Genomic DNA, 19213 nt, shown 5'->3' on the forward strand with positions numbered 1-19213 from the left:
CGTGCCGTTCGCGGCCGACCCCGCGGGCTCACAGCGCGCGTAGCGCGATGCCGAGGTCGGGGCCGTAGTTGCCCCAGCACTGGATGTCGCCGGCATCGGAGACGAGGTCGCCTAGGTACCAGTCACCGTTGCCGGCCCTCACCGCGCAGAGGCCCCGCAGATTGATCGCGTAGTCGGCGCGAAGGGGTTCGCCGTCAAGGGTCACCTTGCCGAGGGCGGTGAGCAGCTGGGCCTCCGGGCATCCGGTGACGCGCTGGATGTCGGCCATGGTCCACGGCTCGGGCAGACGCTCGTCGCGGGGCTCGGTGTCGGGGAGGAGCTCCACCACGGCGTGGCCGAGGCGCGGACGGATCCATTCGCCCTCGCGTTCGATGCCGAGCACGCCGCCGAGGAAGGCCATCTCGGATGTCCCGACGATCGTTTCCCAGCGGAACGGTACGCGGGACACGTGCGAGGGGAAGTCCTCCTCGTCGGTGGTTCCCGGACCGAACGACCGCTTGGGGGACGGTCCGTCGACGGTGTACCGGTGGGCGAAGAAGGCGTTGATCCAGCCGGTGACCCGGTCGCCGCCGGAGTCCGACTCCCACTTGTAGAGCGAACGCCAGAACGCTTGGTCGGTACCCCACCCCGCAGCCGCCGCGCTGATCGCGTCGAGTACCGGGTGCAGGGCGGTGAACCACGGGCGCAGGCCGTCGAACCACCCTTCCAGTTCCCGTACCCGGCCCGCCAGCAGGCGCCAGTCCCGGTCGGTGCCCTCCAGCCGGATCCGGGGAATTCCACAGAGGGTGACCCAGCGGAAGCGGTAGTACGGGCTGACCACGTCCATCAGCGCCACGAGTGCAACCGTGGCGTCGGTGGGGGCGGTGGTCGAGAAGGCGGGCTGGAACAGGTCGGCCACGTCGTCGCCGACACGGGCGCGCAGGGGCTGTTGGACCAGGTCGATCGAGCGTCCCCAGTCCAGCGGAGCGAGGTCGTCGCGGACGGTGATGGACTGCTGGTGCCCGGGCGTTTCGGTGAAAAGGCCCGCGTACGCGTCGGAGTTCAGGCGGACGTGGACGGCCACCTCGTGCACTACGGCGTACCAGAGCAGGTCGGGCGAGAGGCTCAGCGGCAAGTGGGCCGTGAAGCACAGATGGATGGCACGCAGCAGCAGGCTGGAGGCGGGCTCGGCGGACTCCGGAGCATCGGTGGGCCAGCCGACGAGGCGGTCGGTGCTGCGGTGGTGGACGTGCGCCCGGCCGGGGAGTACCGCCCGCAGGAAACGGTCGTTGCCGAGTTCGGTGAGCTCGGAAGCGAGCCGATCAGCGGCGGCGTCCTCGCCGAGCGGCAGGTCCATCTCTACAGCCATCGGTATCCCCCGGAGACAGTGATCGGCTCTGGTACCCGTCCCGTCCATTCGACGGGCCGGGCAGCCAGAACTTGGCGCGTACGTAGGATCGCCTGGCGGTCTTACGTACGCACCACCGGGCCCCTCCTACTCGGAACGCGGGGACCGGGGACCGGGGACCGGGTGCCGCAGCCGCCGTCGTCCGTAGCCCCGTGTACGTGCGAGGAACGGGCGAAGTCCGTCGTGCAGGCACCGAACACGTTCGCCGTGCGGCCCACGGAGGCGCCCGGGCCGGCGGCGAGCGTGAGGGTGGCCGCAGCCGCTAGACCCTTTGGGGGCAGGAGGTCCAGCACCTGCGCCGTCACCGCCACCTGGGGACTGGTTCGGAGCAGCCGTTGACCTCTCCCGGCCTTGGAGCTGGGAGGAGCGGTGGGTGGTCTTGTTCCCTCAGATCAAGCTGTCGGATATGTCGGATTCGGTGAAAGTGCTTCAGAACGCCTTTGTGTCGACCTAAAGTGGCAGGTCAGCAAGCCTGCTCCCCGCGCACGCGGGGATGACCCCGAACGGCCCACCTGCACGAGGGGTGGGTCACGATTCAAGCGCCGCCGACACGAGATCGGCCAAGGCGGACCTTCGGGCCGGGAATCAGAAGCCGGGCGCCCTTGGCACGCAGGGAGCCGCCGGGGCAGAGGGGTCCAGGGCCTGTTTGACCAGTCCGATCGCACGCGGGCTGTACGACATGCTCAGATGGGCGGAGAAGTCGACGAAGCAGCCCTCCTGCAAGGTGATGTTCTGCACCGTTGCTCCGGGGCCCGCCGTCATGAACGTGGTCTGCCAGGGGGTGGTGATCTCGTCGTACTTCGTAGCGATCACGGTGTAGTCGACCCCGGGAACGGTGTCGCCGTCGGCGTTGAGCTCCTTGATGAAGTCGGATTTCACGTACTGCTGGACGCCCGCCTCCCCGAGGGGCTTCGCCCCGGCTTCCAGTATGTGGAGCTTGTCGGCGAGGGTGGTGAAGCCGCTCATGGTGGTGCCGTGGTTGGTCGCGCCGAGCTCGACGACCTTCTTGACCTTGTTCTTCGAGGGGTCGGCCGGGTTCGCGCCTCCGTCGGCCTTGAGATACCAGCGGGCCAGGGTCCCGCCCTGGGAGTGGCCGACGAGGTCCACCTGGCCGGAGCCGCTGGCAGCGAGCACCTTGTCCACGAAGGCGGCCAGCTCCTTGGAGGACTTCTTGATGTCTCCGTAACCCTTGACGGTGGGAGCGAGAGCCACTCCGGCGTCGTCGGTGTCGCCGTAGTCGAGGGCGTAGACGCAGTAGCCCTGGGCCTTCAACTCGGGAGACATCCGGGCCCAGTTGTTGTAGCGGTTCTCGTAGGTCCCGTGCACCAGGACGACCGGGCGCGGGTGGGCGGCGCTGGGACGGCAGTTCCAGTCATTGGCGCTGGGCGGATCGATGTCGAGGTGGAGGATGGAATGGACCATGGCGGGAAGGAAATCGTCCTGCTCAGGTCCGGTCTCCGCGGCCGCGGCCGCGGACGTGGACGTGGCTAAGACCGTCGCCACGGCGGTGGCGCAGACGGCGGTGACATATTTCGGTATGCGCAAGACGGCTCCTGAGAGGTGTGGGACTCGGGCCACGCGCGATGTTTCACATGGGTGCCGACCGAAGAGGGAACCTCGGGTGACCCCCTCCGACGTCCCCACCGGATGGCGCACCGTCAGACCCGGCCCCGGTGACGCCCGAGGAGAGTCCCGGAGCGTCGGCCGCGTAACCCTGGGTAACTTTCTGGGCCCCCAGTATGCACGCGAGGCGGGAGGTTCTGAAGGGAGGAAACACTTGAACGGCAACCCCATAGTCCCAAGTGCCGCCACCAGGCAATATGGGTCCGTGAAAGACCTACCCCCAGGTCTGCCGCCCGCGGGCTCACGCAAGTGGCACAGCCGCCGATGGTGGGACCAACTGGGATATCTGCGCGTGCGCTCCTTGGCGAACCCGGGCTGGTCCCGGGACATGCCTTGGCTGATCGCGTGGTTGCGACGTGAGCGGTCGACCGCCCTCCCAACGGATCGCGACCTCTACGACAAGGCGATCACCGCAGCTCAGGGCTATGCACGAACTCCCGACCAGTCACAGAGCGCTGAGCGCGCATGGGATCGAGTTCTCGAACCCATCGACGAGTTGCTCGCGCGGCGGCAAGCAAGGCACCTCGACGACGTCCACAGGGCTCGAGCCGAGCAAGGTGATGTGAGCCTCTGACATGGGGGGCGGCGTCACCAGCCGTGTTCGGTCAGGCCGTCGGCGTTCTTGAGGTAGCCGTACAGGCCGGCGGCGGGGTATTCGATGATGTCCTCGGGCAGGGCGTCGATCGGGAACCACGTCAGGGCGAGGCACTTCGCGGGCTCGCGGTTGACCGGCTCGCCGTGCCACTCCGTCGCGAGGAAGAACAGGCCGATCCGTTCGACCGCCCCGCTCTGCTTGTGGTGCACGGTGTGTACGAGCCGAAGGTGCTCGGGGTCGACCTCGACGCCTGTCTCCTCGCGGAGCTCGCGGGCGGCGCCGACGGTGAGCGGCTCGCCCTGGTCGAGCTTGCCGGAAGGGGCGTGCCACCGTCCGTGGCCGTACGGGCCTCCGCGTTGCGACAGCAGGATCATGTCGCCGTCGCGCAGGATCACGTGCGTGTCGATTACGGGGGCTGCGGGTGTGGGGCTCATGGGTTCACCGTGTGGTCGTCGGTCTGTTGGGGCTGCCCTAGAAGCTACCGCCGGGCAGGGGCAGCGCGTCGGCGATTCGGTGCGCTACGTCCTTTGGGGCGAGCGTGGTGGAGTCGAGCACGAGGACTCGTACGCCCATGGTTCCCAGGGTCCGGGCTGCTTCCGCGTACAGCTCCAGCTCGCGGCTCGCGGCTCGCGGCTCGGGGCGTCCGGGTCGTGGTGGAAGCGGTGGCGTACGCCCCGGGTGGCGAGGCGGGCGGCGATCACGTCCGGATCGGCGGTGAGGATCACGGCGAGGTCGGGCAGCACGACTCGCGGTGCAGGTCGAGCACGAACTGCTCGGCGACGCCGTCCAGGCGCTGGAGGACGAGGGAGGAGGCGAGGTAGCGGTCGCTTATGACGGTGAACCCGGCCTCGCGCATCGGGCGCAGCTCGTTCTGGACCCGGGCGAGGCGGAGCGCGTCCGGGGTGGGGAGGGCCTTCCGCAGGCTGTACGCCTGACGGATCGCGAGGGCCGTCTCCGGGTGTTCCGGGCCGTGGAGGCCAACGTGGAGGTGGACGACGTGAAGGTACCAGTCCACCGCGGTGTCATGGTGGCGGCCAGTCAGATGTACGAGGTAGGCGCGGACTTCCCGGACCCTGACCGTCTCGATGTGCCTTTCGCCGTACGTGGCGGTGAGCTTCGCGTCGAGCTCCTCCGCCAGGACGTGCGCGCGGGCTAGGTCGGTGGACGCGGCCGCCTGAACGGCGGCCAGTTGGGCGGCGACCTCTCCGCTCACAGCCGCGGCCTCGCCCTCGAACGGGGAGACGGATTCGGCGGCCTCCTCGGGCTCCGCGCCTGTCCAGAACCGGGGGTCGACGACGCCCCAGGGACGGAAGAAGGGCTCGTCGTGCATCGGAGTTCCTGTGCTTGTGCCGGTCACCAGGCGACCACCCGGCGGATGGCGGTCCCGGGTCATACAGTTCGTCGAGTTCCGCGAGCTGCTGTACGGGACGAGCAGCGTACGGACCCCCGTGCGCGGGGACTCCACGAGCAGGCCGGACCCGATGTACATGCCGACGTGCCCCGGGCTGGCGGCCGAGCCGTCGGATCCGGCGTTGAAGACGAGGTCGCCCGGCTTCGGATCGTCCAGGCCGACCTGGCCGGGCAGCTTGACCTGGTCGTACGTCACGCGCGGGATGGTGACCCCGGCCGCCCTGTACGCCTGCTGTACGAGCGACGAACAGTCGCACCAGTGCTGCGGATCCGCCCCCAGAGCGTTCGTGCAGTCCTCAGCTGGACCGCGTGGGAGCCGCCTCCCCGGCCGTTGCCCCGACAGCACACGCGGCGACGGCCGACTTGCCGCACGGCTCCAAGCCCATCATGCGCTGGTCCACGGACTGCTGGAACAGGGGATGGGCCTCCGAGTCATCGCTCGGCACCTGGGGTGGGGCCGCCACACCGTCCAGCGGTACGCCCGCGCCGACCACTGGCAGCATGTCTCGCCCGGCCGCCACCGCCGCGGCAGCACCCTGGACGCACACCGCGCCTACCTCATCCGTCGCATGGCTGAAACACACGGGCGAGTCCCGCTCACCACCCTCCACCGCGAACTCGCCGCGCAAGGCTGGAAAGGTAGCTACTCCACCCTGCACGCCTGGGCACGCCATCAGCTTGACCAGCCCCGTCGAATGCCCCAGCCGCCAGCAGCTCCACCCAGCGTGCGGAAGGTTACCGGCTGGCTCACACGCTGCCCCAGGTCACTCACCGAAGACGAAGTCCTCCAGCTCAAGACAGTCCTCGGCGCCTGCCCTGAACTGGCCACCTCCTACGACCTGGTCCGCGACTTTGGTGACATGCTCACCCAGCAGACCGGAGTCCTGCTGCCCGCCTGGATCGATGAGACTCTCACGGCCGAACTACCTGGACTGACCAGCTTCGCCCGCGGCTTGGATAACGGCCTCAACGCGGTAACCGCCGGACTCACCCTCCGCTGGAGCTCAGGTGGCACCGAGGGACCAGCCACCGCGGCAAGTCCTGCTCGTTGCGCTCCTCGAACATCGCACACGTTCGCCGCATCGCTCCCTCAAGCCGGGAGAAGGCTGCCCTGTCTCACCGGAAAGAGCGGTCTTACCACCGAGCGTCACAAGTCCCCGTGATCGCTGCCAGACCCCAAAACAACCCGTTGAAAACAGGAGGCAGGCGTGGCTCAGCCTCTTCGGTCCTCGACCGTCCAGCCGTCGCCCAGGTCGCGGCGCAACGCTTCGAGTACTGCATTGGCCTCACACTGGAACGATTCCTGTTGCTCAAGGGTTCAGGGCGAGGGACCCGCCGGGTGGTCCCAGTCGAGTGAGGACTGGTACAGGTCGGCGAGTCTCGTGAGCTCGTTGCTGGTAACCGGAGTGATGGGCAGTTTCTCCGGGGCGTCACCAGCTCCGCGCTGACGGCCGATCCCAGACCTGGCATTTTTGGCGCCCCGTGCTGCCGGGCGCGAACGTCAGATCTGTGTCGGGTCGACTACCGGCGCCAATCGCCGCTCGCTGGGGCGGCGTTGGGGTGCTGGGGCAGGCCGGTGCGGCGGTCGTACGGGGCCGGGAGCGGAGCCAGAGGATGCCGGCGGACCTGCCAGATCTGGCAGCCGACCAACGCGGTGAGCGAACCGAGCAACGCCACCGATCCCCACAGTGTTCCCCAGCCGAGGCCGCCCTGGGCGGTCGGCTTGGTCAGTGAGTCGCCGCCCGCAGCACCCAGCGGCCTGGTCAGGATGAAGGCGAGCCAGAACAGCACGGTCCGGTTGGCGGCGGTGAACCGGTATGCCGCGACGATCAGCAGCATGATCGCTGCGATCAGGAAGAAGGCGTTGCGGAATCCCAGCCCGGTGTCGTCGGCCAGCCAGTCGCCGCTGGAGGTGCCCAGGGTGTTGGAGACGAGGATGGCGATCCAGTACAGGATCTCTCCTTGGCGGCTGGTGATGTTCTCCACGTCGAGGGTCTGCCCGGTGCGCCACCACATCGCGAACACCCCGGCGAGCAGGCCGGTGAGAAGGGCCGCGCCCCAGGCGTAGCCGATGCCGTCGGGAGCGCTGCCGTGCCCGAAGCCACGGTTGAGGAAGTCGGAGATCTCGGTGCCGACCATGCTGGTGCCGAGGATCACCGCCCAGTACAGGGCCGGGTGGAAGCGCCCGGCCCGCACCTGGGCTACCGCGACAGCCGTAAAGAAGGCCAGGAACAGCAGGGCCGTCGTCACGTAGCCGACCCCGAAAGTGATGCCCAGCAGGTCGCCGGCGGTCTCCCCCAGGGTCACCGCCACCGTCTTCAACACCCAAAACAGCAGGGTTACCTGGGGAAGCTTGCGCAGCACGTATCCGACCTGGTCGCGCTGCGCCGCGACGTCCGTGGTGTCCACCGGGTCATCGTGCCACCGCCGGCGGCCCCGGCCGGCTGTTCCCGGCCGTCGGAGCCGATCGCTACCCGAAGGAGCGAATTCGATAGGCACTCGCTGCCGCGGGGTGAGGCCGAGCAGCGACGGCCCCGCACAGCCGGCCGAGCGGTCAGGCTGGGACCCTGGACGGATTCTTCTAGCGTCCGCGCGGGGGCTGGGGTGCGCCTGTCGCGGAGGCCGTTTCCCGGTCGCGGTCGTGTGAGTTCCAGCCGTCGCGGCGGTTGCGGTGGACGGTGAAGCGGTCGAAGAGCACGGGGGCGGGGAACGGGTTGGCCGCGGTCGCCGTGGGGGTGTGGAAGTAGCTGACCGTGATCGTGGTGCGGCCGCCGGGGAGATGCCCGGGGTCGACGTCGAAGACCGCCATCCCGTACGGGTAGGCGGTGTCCGGGTCGCGGACCGCCGACCACGTGGCCTTCTCCTTGGCGTCGGGGTCGGCTTTGAAGGGGAGCCGCTTGGTGCGTACGAAGGCATCGGGGACGCCGCTGCCGTCGGGGTCCGTGAGGTAGACGTCGTCGTGGGAGGCGGTTCCGCCGCCGCCCAGGATGAGGTGGATGGTTCCCTTGGAGGTATCGATCTCGTCCAGGCGGTCATCGACCACGCTGGGCCGCAGGAGGCTGCCGGGGTCGGTGCCGCGTACCGGGTGGGTGCGCTCGTAGTCGTGGTCGTGACCGCACAGGACCAGGTCGACCGAGTACCGGTCGAACAGCGGCAGGAGCTGTTCGCGGATGCCGATGTCACCGCCGTGGCTGGCTGCGGATGAGGACATCGCGAACTGGTGCATCGACACGACGATCCAGTCCACCTCCCGGCCTGCCCGGGCGCGGGCCAGTGTCCGTTCCAGCCAGCGAAGCTGGGCGCCCTCGCTGTAGCCGCTGATGTACACGGACTGGCCGGTGGCCGGGTCGATGCTGGCGTCGTCCTCGATGGCGATGTCATTGCCGTCGACGGAGAGGAACAGGACCGAGCCGACCTGGAAGCTGTACCAGTTGCCGCAGAAGTCGCGGGTCTGGTTGTCCGGCAGGGCGAACCGGGTGTGGTACGAGGCGTAGCCCAGCTCGCCTCCCCCTGCTTCGACTTCATGGTTGCCGGGGGCCGGCATCCACGGCCTGTTGCGCGCGGAGGCCGACATGTTGTTCATGAAGGCGTCCCAGCACTGGGGCTGGCGCTCCTGGTTGTTGTTGGCGTACGCCAGGTCGCCGTTGAGGAGGTGGAAGAGCGGGTTGAACTGTTCGACCTGGTGCACGGCGGCCGCGCCGTGCAGTGCCGACTTCTTCCAGGAGGCGTCTCCCGTGCCGAGGTCTCCGAAGCTGGTGAACCTGAACGCCGCCCGCTCGCGGCCGGGCGCGGTGCGGAAGGTGCCGCGCACCGGGGCGGCGCCGTCGTGCAAGATCTCGTACACGTACGCGGTGTCGGGTCGCAGCCCGTGCAGTCGGGCGTGATGGGTGTACGTCTCGACCTTGTTCAGGCCGTCGACGTAGGTGCGGGTCTCGGCCTCGACCGTACGCCCCAATCCGCCGTGGGGTGTGCCCAGCCGGAGCTTGGGCCGGCGCACCGAACCACCCGTCGCCCAGGAGACCGTCATCTCGCGCGACGGCTCATTGCCGTACTGGAGGTGCACCTGCTCGGGCCCGGCGGTGCCGGCGACGGCGGGCTGGCTCCAGAGCAGCGCCGAGGCGGGCACGGCGGCGAGCGCGCCGGCCGCTGCCGTGCCGCGAAGAACGGTTCTGCGCGAGGGATGTGACACTTTCGGCCTCCTGAGTCCGGAAATCGTCCGAAGGCTCACAGCGGCGACCGACACGCGCACCAGCGGGACTCGGACAGGCGGCCAACACGAGGTGAACGGACTCAGAGGAACCGGCGAATCGGCTATTTGCCCAGAAGTGAGCAACTGTAGCCGGGCCGCGGCATCAGGCGCGTCAGGCTTCCCTGTGTACTGAGGCCACGGGGTATCCGGCGGCCGTGCAGCGCAGGGTGACGGTCAGGTCGCCAGTGTGGCCGCCGACCTGATCCAGTCTCAGTGCGGCGCTCTCGGCAGGCCCGCGGGAAACCTCGTCCAGGGTGAAGTCGGCGGCCGGGCTCCAGCTGACCAGGTAGATCCGGCCGTCGTGGCATTCGACGACCGCGCTGCCGCCCTGGAACCGAATGCTCTCGCGGATACCCGGTGTTGATGTACCTGTCGCGGCCGAGCCGTCCTGGGGCCGCGGTGGCTGAGCCGCATGCGCCGGGGCGGCGGCATCCGCGAGGGCCCGTCGTACATGTGCATCGTCCAGAGGCGCCGACGCGTTGGTCCCGTCGCTCGGTTCGACATGGGCGATGGACCAGGCCCCCAGAGCGCCCGCCACTGCCATCGCACCCACCCAGGTCGCGACCGTAGCGGCGTTCCGCCATCTCTTGGGCTTGCCCGTCTCATTCACCTGTGATCGCCATGGCACGGGTCCAGCATCCCCTGCCATGCCCTAACGCCGGGTTAAGCCCGTCCAATGATCGAGACGGGGGATGCGACGGTCTGCGGGTGCTGCATACGCTGCCTCGATGGCCCATCTCCTTGTCGTCGAGGACGACCCGCAGTTGCGTGATGCGCTGATGCGGGCCCTTCGCGACCGGGGGCACGCGGTCGCCACCGCCGCGACCGGCATGGCAGGTCTGGACGCGGCGGTCACCGACCGGCCCGACCTGGTGGTGCTGGACTTGGGGCTGCCGGATGTGGACGGCGTTCAGGTGCTGCGGATGCTGCGCGCGGTCAGCGACGTCCCCGTGATCGTGGCGACCGCCCGGGACGAGGAGCCCGACATGGTCGCGGCCCTCGGTGACGGGGCCGACGACTACATCGTCAAGCCCTTCGGGGCAGCGCAGCTGGACGCACGCGTCAAGGCGGTGCTGCGGCGCTTCGGGCCGCCCGAACCAGAGCTGCCCCTCCGCGTCGGAGACCTCGTCCTCTCGGTCGCCGCGCGCGAGGTAACACTGGAGGGGAAGGCTCTCGATCTGACGCCGCGCGAGTTCGATCTGCTGTGCTTCCTGGCCCGCCGGGCCGGGCAGGTGGTGAGCCGGCGTGAGCTGCTGGCCGAGGTGTGGCAGCAGCCGCTGGGCGGCGCCGACAAGACAGTGGACGTCCATCTGTCCTGGCTGCGGAGAAAATTGGGCGAGACCGCGCAGTTCCCGCGATATCTGCACACGATCCGCACCGTGGGCGTAAAGCTGGCCGCACCGGCCGGTACGGAAGCGGATTAGCCGACGATGCGCCGCCAGCTGCTGCTGCTCACCGCCGCCACGACGGCCCTCGTACTCATCGCACTGCTCGTACCCCTGGCGCTGCTCACCCGCAGCCACGCCGCGGACCAGGCACTGGCCGACGCCACCCAGCGGGCCCAGTCTCTCGCCGCTGCCGTGGGCGGAGCACTGGGCCGGCCGGACGGGACCGAGACGGTGGAGGCTGTGCTCGCCGGGGCGATCGGACCCGACCTCCCCCGTATCTCGGTGGTGCTGCCGGACGGTCACGTGCTCGGCGCGCCCGCGCCCGTCACTGACGCCGTCCGGCTGGCCCGGACCGGCCGCACGTTCGTCTACGCGCCCGCCGGCGGCGGCCGGGTGGTCCTGGTTCCGGTCCAAGGAGTCCTCCGGGACGGCCACGAAGAGGGCACGGCCGTCATTGAAGTCACCGTCGGCGATGAGCAGCTGTACGACGGCGTACTGGCCTCCTGGCTCACCGTCGCCGGTCTCGGCGCCGCCCTGATCCTGCTCGGCCTGCTGGTGGCCGACCGGCTCGGCGCCCGCGTGGTCGGCGCCACGCGGCGCCTGGCCGCAGTGGCCGACCGGCTTGCACGCGGTGACCTGGCCGCCCGCGCCGAACCGTCCGGGCCCCCCGAACTCAGGCTCGTGGCAGTCGAGCTCAACCAGCTCGCCACCCGCATCGGGGAGCTTCTGAAGGCTGAACGTGAGAACGCGGCCGATGTCGCCCACCGCCTGCGCACCCCGGTCGCCGCGCTCCGACTGGATGCGGAAGGGCTGCGCGACCGCATCGAAGCCGAACGCATCACGGCCTCGGTGATGGCGCTGGAGCGCAGCGTGGACGAGGTGATACGCACCGCCCGCCGCCCCCTGCGCGAAGCCGCCGCCGCCCGCTGCGACCTTGCGGCGCTCTCCCGGGAACGCGGCGCCTTCTGGCTTCCGCTGGCGGAGGACCAGGAGCGCACGCTACGGCTGAACACACCGGCCGCGCCGGTGATCGTGGGAGTGGAGGAGGCCGACCTGTCCGCCGTACTCGACGCCCTCATCGGCAATGTCCTCGACCACACCCCGCACGGCACCGGCTTCCGGGTCACGGTCGGCCGACGTACCGACGGCGGCGGCCTGCTGACCGTGGAGGACGACGGACCGGGCTTTCCCGCTCAGGACGTTACCGACCGCGGGCACAGCGGAGCGGGCTCGACGGGCCTGGGCCTGGACATCGTCCGCCGCACGGCACAGGAATCGGGCGGCGCCATCGAACTGGGGCCGCCCGGCGCGGGCGCCCGCGTCAGCGCGAGCTTCGGCCCGCCCCGCTGAGGGCGTCGACCGGCAATTCCGGCCGAAGCTCACCCAGCGCACCGCGATAGGTGGCGACATCGGCGCCCCGCGAAGCGAACGGAGCGAGCAGCACATCCGCCGCGGTCGGCGGCCCCGCCGTCCTCGTCACGACCCGGACCACACCGGTATCGGCGCGTACCGAGGTTCCCGCTTCCAAGTCCCGGACGGTGTGCCCCGCATCGCAGGTGATCCGCACTCCGGCCACGGTGAAGGTGGCCCGCTGGAAATCCGTGGCGACGACCGGCTGGAAATGCCCGGGCACCCCAAGACCGTACGCATCGTCCAGCACCTCCGCCAGCAAGTCACGAGCGGACGCACTCAAGGAGCCGCCCGCGCCTTCCAGCCCGATCCGGTGCTTGACGACATCACCCCGCCACCCCGTCACCTTGACCTCGAACTGCCGTGTACCCGACTCTTCATAGAGCCTCTGGGACGCATCGAACCTCTCACCCTCCAGGCCGCGATCGCGGTAAAACTCCAGCCCCGGGGTGTCGTAGTGGACGACGTGGTGGCGGAACCAGCGGCGCCCGTTGATCGACAGCGCCCGAAACGCCCCGCCCGGCCGCCCAGGGGCCGTCAGTTGAGAGGCCACGCCCGGGAAGACATCGTGCGGCACGAAATAGATCCGGTCGTGGCGGGTGAGCAGCCCGGCCTCCGCCACCGCGTCGGCGAGAGCGACCGGACGAGCGGCGAGCGCGGCACGCCCGATGGCGCGCACCGCCGGGACGACGGGGGCCCTCACGCCGCGTGCCCGGGTGAGCGCCGCCGGGCGGATCGTACGCAGAACTCCATGAGCTGTTTCCCCTCTCCCGGCGTGGCCGCGTAGCCACGCCAGATCCCCGACGCTAGGGGCAGCGAGGTTAAGGCCGCCCCCCGACAACGGTTAATTAGCTGAGGGGTTCGTGCACTTGCCCCAGGGGATCGTCGGCTGCCGCGAGCCAGCCGATGCCGAACAGCCAGCCGCCCAGTACGTCCGTGGTCCAGTGGGCCCGCAAGGCGAGGCGGCTGAGACCTACGGCGGCCGTCACGCACGCCGCCGCACCTGACGCGTGAGTTCCCGCGACCAGCCGTGCTGTGAGGAACGCGGTCGCCGTGTGGCGGGACGGGTAGCTCGCGCAGCGAAGGGCGCCGTCCGACCGGACGACTCCTGTGCCAAGGGCCGAAGACACAGCTATGCGCTTGCGGTTTGGTTCTCCCCACGTCGGTTCGGGCATGAGCGAGGAACTCGAAGCGAGCGGCGACAAGCCCTACCGCTTCGACGTCGTCTGCGACAGCGAGGATGTTCGCGACATAACGGTTTCCCTCACCCGGGAAGCGTTGAAGAAGCAAGTCGAGGTCAGCTGCGCGAGCAGCGCGCGCAAGCTCCCCGTACACATCAACTTCCCAGCCGGCCAACCCGTCACAGTGACAGTCGCACCAGCATCCAGCGGCCTCATGGGCCTCATGGGCCTCATGGGCCTCATGGGCCTCATGGGCCTCATCGTCTGGGAACTCAAAACCCTCGACCTCACGAACGTACAGGGTTGCACCGACGAGATCTTGGGCTGCTGACGACCACAGCGAACCAAAAAGAAATATCGCCACGCCTTCGGCCCGCTCACCACACGCGAGCCGGATACTGGCAGGAAATCGGAACGGTTCAAACAGCCGAATCTTCAAACCGGTTACGTCCAACCAGGACATCTCGACAAGATCCTGTTACGAGTTCTCACAAGAAGAAACGGCCCGCCGAAGAACCGGCGGGCCGTTACGAAACATTACATAAGACTAGTTGTGGCCAGACACGGCACAGTAGTTGCGCCAGTCCCCTCCAGGCCATGACGGATTCGACCACATCGCCCAGTCTGCTACGCCGTTGGACTTGTAGAAGACGAAGTTGCCGTCGTCCTGGACCTGGGCCCAGCCACCGGAAGCGCCGTTATTTCCGCGGATCGTGCACGCATTGACTCCGTTGGCCCTCATGAGCTTGATACCGCCGGTCGAGGCCGACCAGACCAGGGTGACGACGCCGTCGTTGTAGGTGCCCGAGGCCCACATCACGGCATTGTCACGCCCGCGGTAGGCCACCAAGTTGCCATCGGACTGGAACTTGATGTAGATGCTATTGGGGCCCGGCTGACCACTTACCGGCCACGAGCCCCACGTCCAGTTTTCTGAGGCCTGTATGTCCCTTTGGGACGTAACGAAGTAGGCGCACCGGCTATCGGCGAACGCATTGGAGCCGGATACGAAAAGCCCGAATGCTGCCAGCGTTGCGACTATGCTTCCCCTTGCGAGCTTGCGCTTGTGACGCATTTTGCCCCTTTTGGGTGGAAACCGCTACGAATTGCCTTCGTCGAGCCGTTGCGCCTTGGCTTGGTACACCCTCGATCCTGCTGCTGAAAACAGAGAAGCGTCAAGGGGCAGTTCGATCCGGCTCTTCGGCACGTTCCGCGATGGAGATCATTCGGCGAGGAGACATGACTTTGTCCACTCGCCGGTCACCTCTTTCGGTTCTGATCTCGCCATCGGGATCTGGTCAACCAATACGCGCGGCTAGGCCGTTTTGTTTGGATCATCGGGCTGACCACAGGAAGATGCCTCCGATGTGTTGTCTGGCCAGGCAGATCGTGGCGATCTTCTCGTACCATCAGCGCGGACGCAGAAGGCCGCAAGGCGGAGACCGTCGAGGTCAAGCCGTCCGTTCCGCCCGCGCAGTGACCTGACGGACACGCCGGAGAGGAAGGGCACCGTATGAGCAGGCTGCTGGAAGCGGTGTGTGCGCTGACCATAGGCGTCCTCGTTGCGCTCCTTGTATGGGGTGCTGACCGTGGCGCCGTGCGGGTGGCGTGGCGGGAGGGCGAGATGAGCGGTGTGACGGTCGTGTTCGTGGCGGCGTGTGCGCTGTGGCTGATGTTGTGGCGCAGGCGTACCGGGCGGGGCTGGCTGGCATGGCCGCTTATGGTGCTGCTGTGCGGTGCGGCTGTTGCGCTGGTCGTGGCGGCCATGGGCGGTTGACCGGCACGGGCGGGCAGGTGGGGCTTCCTACAACCGGCTGAGGATGTGGGTCGTGGACGGCACCTGGGAGCGGGTGTTCACCGCGCTCATGGCCCCGGCCGACGCCGACGAGGACCTGAACTGGGCCGTATCGGTGGACTCGACGATCGTGCGCGCTCACCAGCACGATGCCGGGGCCCGCAAAAAGGGGCCCGGTCGGTGAGCCGCACGACCATGCCATCGGTCGGTCCCGCAGAGGACTGACCACAAAGATCCATCTCGCGTCCGACGCCCACTGCCGACCCCTGGCCTTCCTTCTCACCGCCGGACAGGCCGGCGATGCGCCCGCTTTCCCGGACGCGATGGCCCAACTTCGTGTCCCTCGCCCACGTGGACGGCCCCGGACCAGGCCGGACACGGTTCTGGCCGACAAGACGTACTCCTCACGCGCCATTCGCGAGCACTTACGCAAGCGCGATGCATCAACCGCTTGAAGCAATGGCGCGGCATCGCCACCCGCTACGAGGAGACCGCCACGATCTACCTGGCCGGACTGCACATCGCAGGCATCTTCCTGTGGTCAGCCCGATGATCCAAACGAAACGGCCTAAGAAGTCGCCGGGTGATCGTTTCCCACCCGGACTGCCCTGGTAGAGAACATCAACACTATGGGGTGAGGCAACCGCCGGGCGCTCGCTCCTGGCCCACGAAGCCGGATTCCCAGGCCCAAGCGGCGATCTCGACCCGGTTCCGGGCATCCAACTTGGCCTGCACGTTCCCCAAGTGGGTCTTCACCGTGCCCACCGTAATGGACAGTTGGGCAGCGATTTCCGCATTGGTGCGCCCTCGGGCCACCAGGCGCACGAGGTCTAGCTCTAGCCTGTGGGTTCTTGAAGTTCTGCCAGTAGTGCCGGCACGGACCGTCGGGTGGCTTTCTTTCCGGCGTACAGGAACGGCCATTGGGGGCCGTCGAAGTGGCCGGGTACCAGGCCCAGGCGCTTGCACAGCCCGCGGCCGACGGGGAACGCGGCGGTCAGCAGGCCGAGGAAGTCGTTGAAGCCCGGGGTTCCCGTTGCGAACGGGCTGAAGGTGAGCCAGCAGTCCAGGCTCGCGACGGCTGCGGATGCTGCTTCGTCCGCTGTCCAGTGGCGTCCCAGTTCGGACAGTGCCAGCCCTGGGAAGCCGGCCTGTGCGAGTTGGTCGGCGAGTTCCCGGGCGACATCCACGTTCGCTGCGGTGACTCCCTGGGATTTGACCCGCTCGCAGACCGCAGCCGTCCAGGCCACCAGCGTGGTGTGCTCCTGGGTTCCGACGAATTTCCCGATGTCGGTCCGGTCTGTCTCGATGCTGCGCAGGACGTCCAGCAGTTGCCCGGTGACCTCGGCGAGATTGACGGGGACCGCTGTCTCGTCACCAGCCTGCGCAGGGTGTGGCAGGTGCGGTAACTGAGGTGGACACGACATGGAGGCGATCCGGGTGATGAACTCACGGTCGGTCCTGCGCATCAGGAAGGGAACGTCGGCGTCCGATTCGCGGATCGCGTGGCCGTGGTTGTACACGTCACGGAGCACTGCGATGACCTGTCGGCGCGGATCGTCGCCGCCGAATCTCCGTGCCGTCTCCAACGTGCCGGGCGGGATGACCTGCTCGGCCTCTCCCGAAGCCAGCAGCCGCTCCCACTCCAGGGTACCTTCCCGGTCCTCCTCGACCGCTGCCTCCGCGAACGCCCACCCCTGCTCGTCCTCGGCCGCCACGACACGCCGCAGGCTGCGGTCCGAGATCGCCAGGTCGTCCTCCATCATGCTGCGGATCGCCCCATCGACCGAGGTGTCCCACCGTGCCCCGGCCCACGGGTGGGCATCGCGCGCTTCGCGGTCGATCAGCCACTTGCGCCGCGCGACGATCCTGATGTGCCCCTTCTCTACATGCTTGACGAAGTCGGCTGGCGTGATCCGGCAGTCCGGATCCTGCAGAAGCGCACTGGATGGCGCCCACAGCGTCAGCGGCTTGCTGGCCGCCAGCATCCTGTGCAGTTCCCCGTACCCTGGGGCGCCCAGCTCGCTGATATGGCAGAACGTCGCGAACCGTGTCGGTGTGGACGTCATTGGGCCACCACTTCCCTTGAGTACGCGTCAGGTGCCGCAGGGTCGTAGACCCCGTCGGACAGTCCGGTGATCTGCAATACGGCGGAGCCGTCGTTACGCACAGCGTGGGAAACCATGGGCGGCACCTCGATCAGCACTGCCCCGTGCCCCTCGAACCCCCGGCTGTGCACAGGCGTTCCCTCGCTGCCCTCATCCCAGTGAGCCGACCACGCGCCCTGATGCACAACGATCAGCAGCTCGCGTCGCGCCCGGTGAAAGTGGTTCCCGCGCACGCCCCCGGGCACAAGCGTCGTCACATGCACATCTACGGATCCGCCGGCCGACCCGAGCCAGGTGGCAGGCAACGCAAAACTGCTCCCCCGCTCATCTCCGCCGTCCGGCAGCACATGGAAAATCAGACTGTTCAGGCCCATTTCCACAGCCTGACAGGTCAGGCCCGCCCAAGAGAGCGGAACCCCGAACGCGCTCGGTCCCCGGGCCACGCCGGGCATTCTCTGCCACAGGGATTGACGTCGGGTCGTACCTGGCAGCAGGTACCTGCGGCACCATTCGGGCCGTCGGGGGCGACAGCTCACCGGCGGTTCACCGAGTGGAGCAAAGCACGGGTGTGGGCCAAGCTCCAGCGCCTGGTCCTCGACGAGGTCGGCGCCCGTGGAGAGTTGGACTGGTCCCGCTGTGCGATCGACTCGGTGAACATGCGGGCCCTGAAAAGGGGGACCTGACGGGTCCGAATCCTGTGGACCGGGGAAAGTTCGGGTCGAAGATCCACTTGATCACGGAGCGGACCGGTCTGCCGCTGTCCGTCGGAATCTCGGGCGCGAACCTGCACGACAGCCAGGCTCTCGAACCCCTCGTCCGCGGGATACCGCCCATCCGTTCCCGTGTGGGCGCCGACGTCGCCGGCCCGGCAAGCTCCACGCGGACAAGGGATACGACTACGCCCACTTGTGGAGACGGTTACGCGGACGTGGCATCAAGCACCGCATCGCCCGTAGAGGCTTCGAGTCCTCACAACGGCTGGACGTCATCGCTGGGTAGTCGAGCGGACCATGTCCTGGCTCGCCGGCTGCCGCCGGCCGCACCGCCGCTACGAACGCAAGGCCGAACATTTTCTTGCCTTCAGCAGCATCGCCTGCACCCTCATCTGCTACCGCAGACTGGCCAAATGAGATGACTTCTAAGTGCTGACACAACGCCTCAGATTGATACCTGAGCCGCCACTCGCTGGGCCGGATCAGCCCGTCGACGTGAACTGTTCGGTGCCGACGACCCGGAGGAGGGCGAGGCGGTCGGCCGTGTCCGTGCCGGGCGGGGGCGTCAGGAGCACGAGGCGCTGGTCGCCCTCCGGTGCGAGGAGCACCTGGCAGTCGAGATCCACGGGGCCGACGACCGGGTGGATCACACGCATGCGGCTGTGGCGGCGGACGGCGACCTCGTGCAGTTCCCACAAGGCGGCGAACTCCTCGCTGGCCTCCCGCAGGCGCTCCACCAGGCGGGTGGCGGCCGGGTCCGCGGAGCGGCGGCCGACGGCTGCCCGCAAGTCGGCGACGTGGACCCGGCTGTACTGCTCGTGTTCCTCGGCGGGGTACGCCTCCCGCGCGGCCGGGTCGGCGAACCAGCGCCAGATCACGTTGCGGCCGTGCTCGGACACCGTGCACACGCCGCCCAGCAGGTTGCGGGCCATCTCGTTCTGAGCCAGGACGTCGCCCAGGTCGCTGAGGACCTGGGCCGGGGTGCCGGGCAACTGCTCCAACAGGTGCAGCAGGCCCGCGCTGACCTGGTCGCCGGCGATCCGCCCGGCGGGCGGGCGGTGGCCGGCCAGGAGGTGGAGGTGGTCGCGGGCGTCGTCGCTGAGCCGTAGGGCGCGGGCGAGCGAGGACAGCATCTGTGGTGACGGTTGCGGGCCTCGGGCCTGCTCCAGCCGGATGTAGTAGTCGGCCGACATGCCCGCGAGCTGGGCGACCTCCTCGCGCCGCAGACCGGGCGTGCGCCGCCGGGGGCCCGCGGCCAGCCCCGCGTCCTGCGGGCGCACCCGTTCTCGGGAACGACGGAGGAAGTCGGCGAGTTCACGGCGGTCGATCGTCATGTGGATCATCCTGCCGGACACCT

21 protein-coding genes and 1 pseudogene are annotated in these 19213 nt (G+C 68.6%); 7 read left to right on the forward strand and 15 right to left on the reverse strand.

Features of this window, described 5'->3' with window-relative positions; translation table 11 throughout:
* Positions 1 to 28: 28 nt before the first annotated feature.
* The 8 genes from ACFXDJ_RS06040 to ACFXDJ_RS06075 form a co-directional block, all read right to left on the reverse strand.
* Positions 29 to 1348, reverse strand: a complete 1320-nt coding sequence (locus ACFXDJ_RS06040; protein ID WP_384847972.1) for a DUF4419 domain-containing protein — start codon at positions 1346 to 1348, stop codon at positions 29 to 31.
* Positions 1349 to 1972: 624 nt separating this feature from the next.
* The gene (locus tag ACFXDJ_RS06045) at positions 1973 to 2932 is read right to left on the reverse strand and encodes an esterase/lipase family protein (protein WP_384653492.1); all 960 of its coding nucleotides are present in this window, start codon (positions 2930 to 2932) and stop codon (positions 1973 to 1975) included.
* Between the two features lie 666 nt (positions 2933 to 3598).
* Positions 3599 to 4039 (reverse strand): NUDIX domain-containing protein, encoded by a 441-nt coding sequence (locus ACFXDJ_RS06050; protein WP_384653490.1) that lies wholly within the window; start codon positions 4037 to 4039, stop codon positions 3599 to 3601.
* Positions 4040 to 4123: 84 nt separating this feature from the next.
* On the reverse strand, positions 4124 to 4348 hold the full coding sequence (locus ACFXDJ_RS06055; protein ID WP_384653489.1) for a hypothetical protein: 225 nt from the start codon (positions 4346 to 4348) through the stop codon (positions 4124 to 4126).
* Positions 4327 to 5361: an NlpC/P60 family protein gene (locus tag ACFXDJ_RS06060; RefSeq protein ID WP_384653487.1), complete on the reverse strand. Its 1035-nt coding sequence runs from the start codon at positions 5359 to 5361 to the stop codon at positions 4327 to 4329. Before ACFXDJ_RS06060 ends, ACFXDJ_RS06055 begins: the two co-directional genes overlap by 22 nt.
* 1175 nt (positions 5362 to 6536) lie before the next feature.
* Positions 6537 to 7424: a hypothetical protein gene (locus tag ACFXDJ_RS06065; RefSeq protein ID WP_384653485.1), complete on the reverse strand. Its 888-nt coding sequence runs from the start codon at positions 7422 to 7424 to the stop codon at positions 6537 to 6539.
* A gap of 172 nt (positions 7425 to 7596) precedes the next feature.
* Positions 7597 to 9204 (reverse strand): purple acid phosphatase family protein, encoded by a 1608-nt coding sequence (locus ACFXDJ_RS06070; protein ID WP_384847975.1) that lies wholly within the window; start codon positions 9202 to 9204, stop codon positions 7597 to 7599.
* A gap of 172 nt (positions 9205 to 9376) precedes the next feature.
* Complete coding sequence (locus ACFXDJ_RS06075; protein ID WP_384847978.1) at positions 9377 to 9817, reverse strand: hypothetical protein; 441 nt, start codon at positions 9815 to 9817, stop codon at positions 9377 to 9379.
* Positions 9818 to 9992: 175 nt separating this feature from the next.
* On the opposite strand from ACFXDJ_RS06075, the gene ACFXDJ_RS06080 reads away from it, so the two are divergent.
* Entirely contained in the window at positions 9993 to 10688 is a 696-nt protein-coding gene (locus tag ACFXDJ_RS06080) for a response regulator transcription factor (RefSeq protein WP_384847981.1), read from the forward strand.
* A 6-nt stretch (positions 10689 to 10694) separates the two neighbouring features.
* Complete coding sequence (locus tag ACFXDJ_RS06085; RefSeq protein WP_384847984.1) at positions 10695 to 12002, forward strand: sensor histidine kinase; 1308 nt, start codon at positions 10695 to 10697, stop codon at positions 12000 to 12002.
* Here ACFXDJ_RS06085 and ACFXDJ_RS06090 read toward each other — a convergent pair.
* Both ACFXDJ_RS06090 and ACFXDJ_RS06095 read right to left on the reverse strand, forming a co-directional pair.
* Positions 11974 to 12741 (reverse strand): hypothetical protein, encoded by a 768-nt coding sequence (locus ACFXDJ_RS06090; RefSeq protein WP_384653475.1) that lies wholly within the window; start codon positions 12739 to 12741, stop codon positions 11974 to 11976. The genes ACFXDJ_RS06085 and ACFXDJ_RS06090 overlap by 29 nt on opposite strands.
* Before the next feature lie 169 nt (positions 12742 to 12910).
* Positions 12911 to 13237: a phosphatase PAP2 family protein gene (locus ACFXDJ_RS06095; protein WP_384653473.1), complete on the reverse strand. Its 327-nt coding sequence runs from the start codon at positions 13235 to 13237 to the stop codon at positions 12911 to 12913.
* Here ACFXDJ_RS06095 and ACFXDJ_RS06100 point away from each other — a divergent pair.
* Positions 13236 to 13574, forward strand: coding sequence for a hypothetical protein (locus ACFXDJ_RS06100; protein ID WP_384653471.1), 339 nt, complete (start codon positions 13236 to 13238; stop codon positions 13572 to 13574). The genes ACFXDJ_RS06095 and ACFXDJ_RS06100 overlap by 2 nt on opposite strands.
* 216 nt (positions 13575 to 13790) lie before the next feature.
* Here ACFXDJ_RS06100 and ACFXDJ_RS06105 read toward each other — a convergent pair whose 3' ends face one another.
* Positions 13791 to 14318: a hypothetical protein gene (locus ACFXDJ_RS06105; protein WP_384653469.1), complete on the reverse strand. Its 528-nt coding sequence runs from the start codon at positions 14316 to 14318 to the stop codon at positions 13791 to 13793.
* Between the two features lie 438 nt (positions 14319 to 14756).
* Here ACFXDJ_RS06105 and ACFXDJ_RS06110 point away from each other — a divergent pair, with 438 nt between their 5' ends.
* The 3 genes from ACFXDJ_RS06110 to ACFXDJ_RS06120 are packed head-to-tail and all read left to right on the forward strand — an operon-like array spanning position 14757 to position 15493.
* The gene (locus tag ACFXDJ_RS06110) at positions 14757 to 15020 is read left to right on the forward strand and encodes a hypothetical protein (RefSeq protein WP_384653467.1); all 264 of its coding nucleotides are present in this window, start codon (positions 14757 to 14759) and stop codon (positions 15018 to 15020) included.
* A 52-nt stretch (positions 15021 to 15072) separates the two neighbouring features.
* Positions 15073 to 15222, forward strand: a complete 150-nt coding sequence (locus ACFXDJ_RS06115; protein ID WP_384653465.1) for a hypothetical protein — start codon at positions 15073 to 15075, stop codon at positions 15220 to 15222.
* Positions 15188 to 15493, forward strand: coding sequence for a transposase (locus ACFXDJ_RS06120; protein ID WP_384653463.1), 306 nt, complete (start codon positions 15188 to 15190; stop codon positions 15491 to 15493). The genes ACFXDJ_RS06115 and ACFXDJ_RS06120 overlap by 35 nt, the downstream gene beginning before the upstream one ends.
* 172 nt (positions 15494 to 15665) lie before the next feature.
* Here the strand turns inward: ACFXDJ_RS06120 and ACFXDJ_RS06125 are convergent, their stop codons facing one another.
* The 3 genes from ACFXDJ_RS06125 to ACFXDJ_RS06135 are packed head-to-tail and all read right to left on the reverse strand — an operon-like array spanning position 15666 to position 17517.
* Complete coding sequence (locus tag ACFXDJ_RS06125) at positions 15666 to 15959, reverse strand: response regulator transcription factor (protein ID WP_384653461.1); 294 nt, start codon at positions 15957 to 15959, stop codon at positions 15666 to 15668.
* Positions 15875 to 17104, reverse strand: a complete 1230-nt coding sequence (locus ACFXDJ_RS06130) for a hypothetical protein (protein WP_384653459.1) — start codon at positions 17102 to 17104, stop codon at positions 15875 to 15877. Before ACFXDJ_RS06130 ends, ACFXDJ_RS06125 begins: the two co-directional genes overlap by 85 nt.
* Complete coding sequence (locus ACFXDJ_RS06135) at positions 17101 to 17517, reverse strand: hypothetical protein (RefSeq protein WP_330294237.1); 417 nt, start codon at positions 17515 to 17517, stop codon at positions 17101 to 17103. Before ACFXDJ_RS06135 ends, ACFXDJ_RS06130 begins: the two co-directional genes overlap by 4 nt.
* A gap of 96 nt (positions 17518 to 17613) precedes the next feature.
* Between ACFXDJ_RS06135 and ACFXDJ_RS06140 the strand changes: the two are divergent.
* A pseudogene (locus ACFXDJ_RS06140) lies at positions 17614 to 18273 on the forward strand (IS5 family transposase); the annotation flags it as partial.
* A gap of 65 nt (positions 18274 to 18338) precedes the next feature.
* Here the strand turns inward: ACFXDJ_RS06140 and ACFXDJ_RS06145 are convergent.
* Positions 18339 to 19199: a helix-turn-helix transcriptional regulator gene (locus ACFXDJ_RS06145; RefSeq protein ID WP_384653457.1), complete on the reverse strand. Its 861-nt coding sequence runs from the start codon at positions 19197 to 19199 to the stop codon at positions 18339 to 18341.
* Positions 19200 to 19213: the final 14 nt, after the last annotated feature.

The sequence above is a fragment of the Streptomyces sp. NPDC059443 genome (assembly GCF_042750105.1).
Lineage (GTDB): Bacteria > Actinomycetota > Actinomycetes > Streptomycetales > Streptomycetaceae > Streptomyces.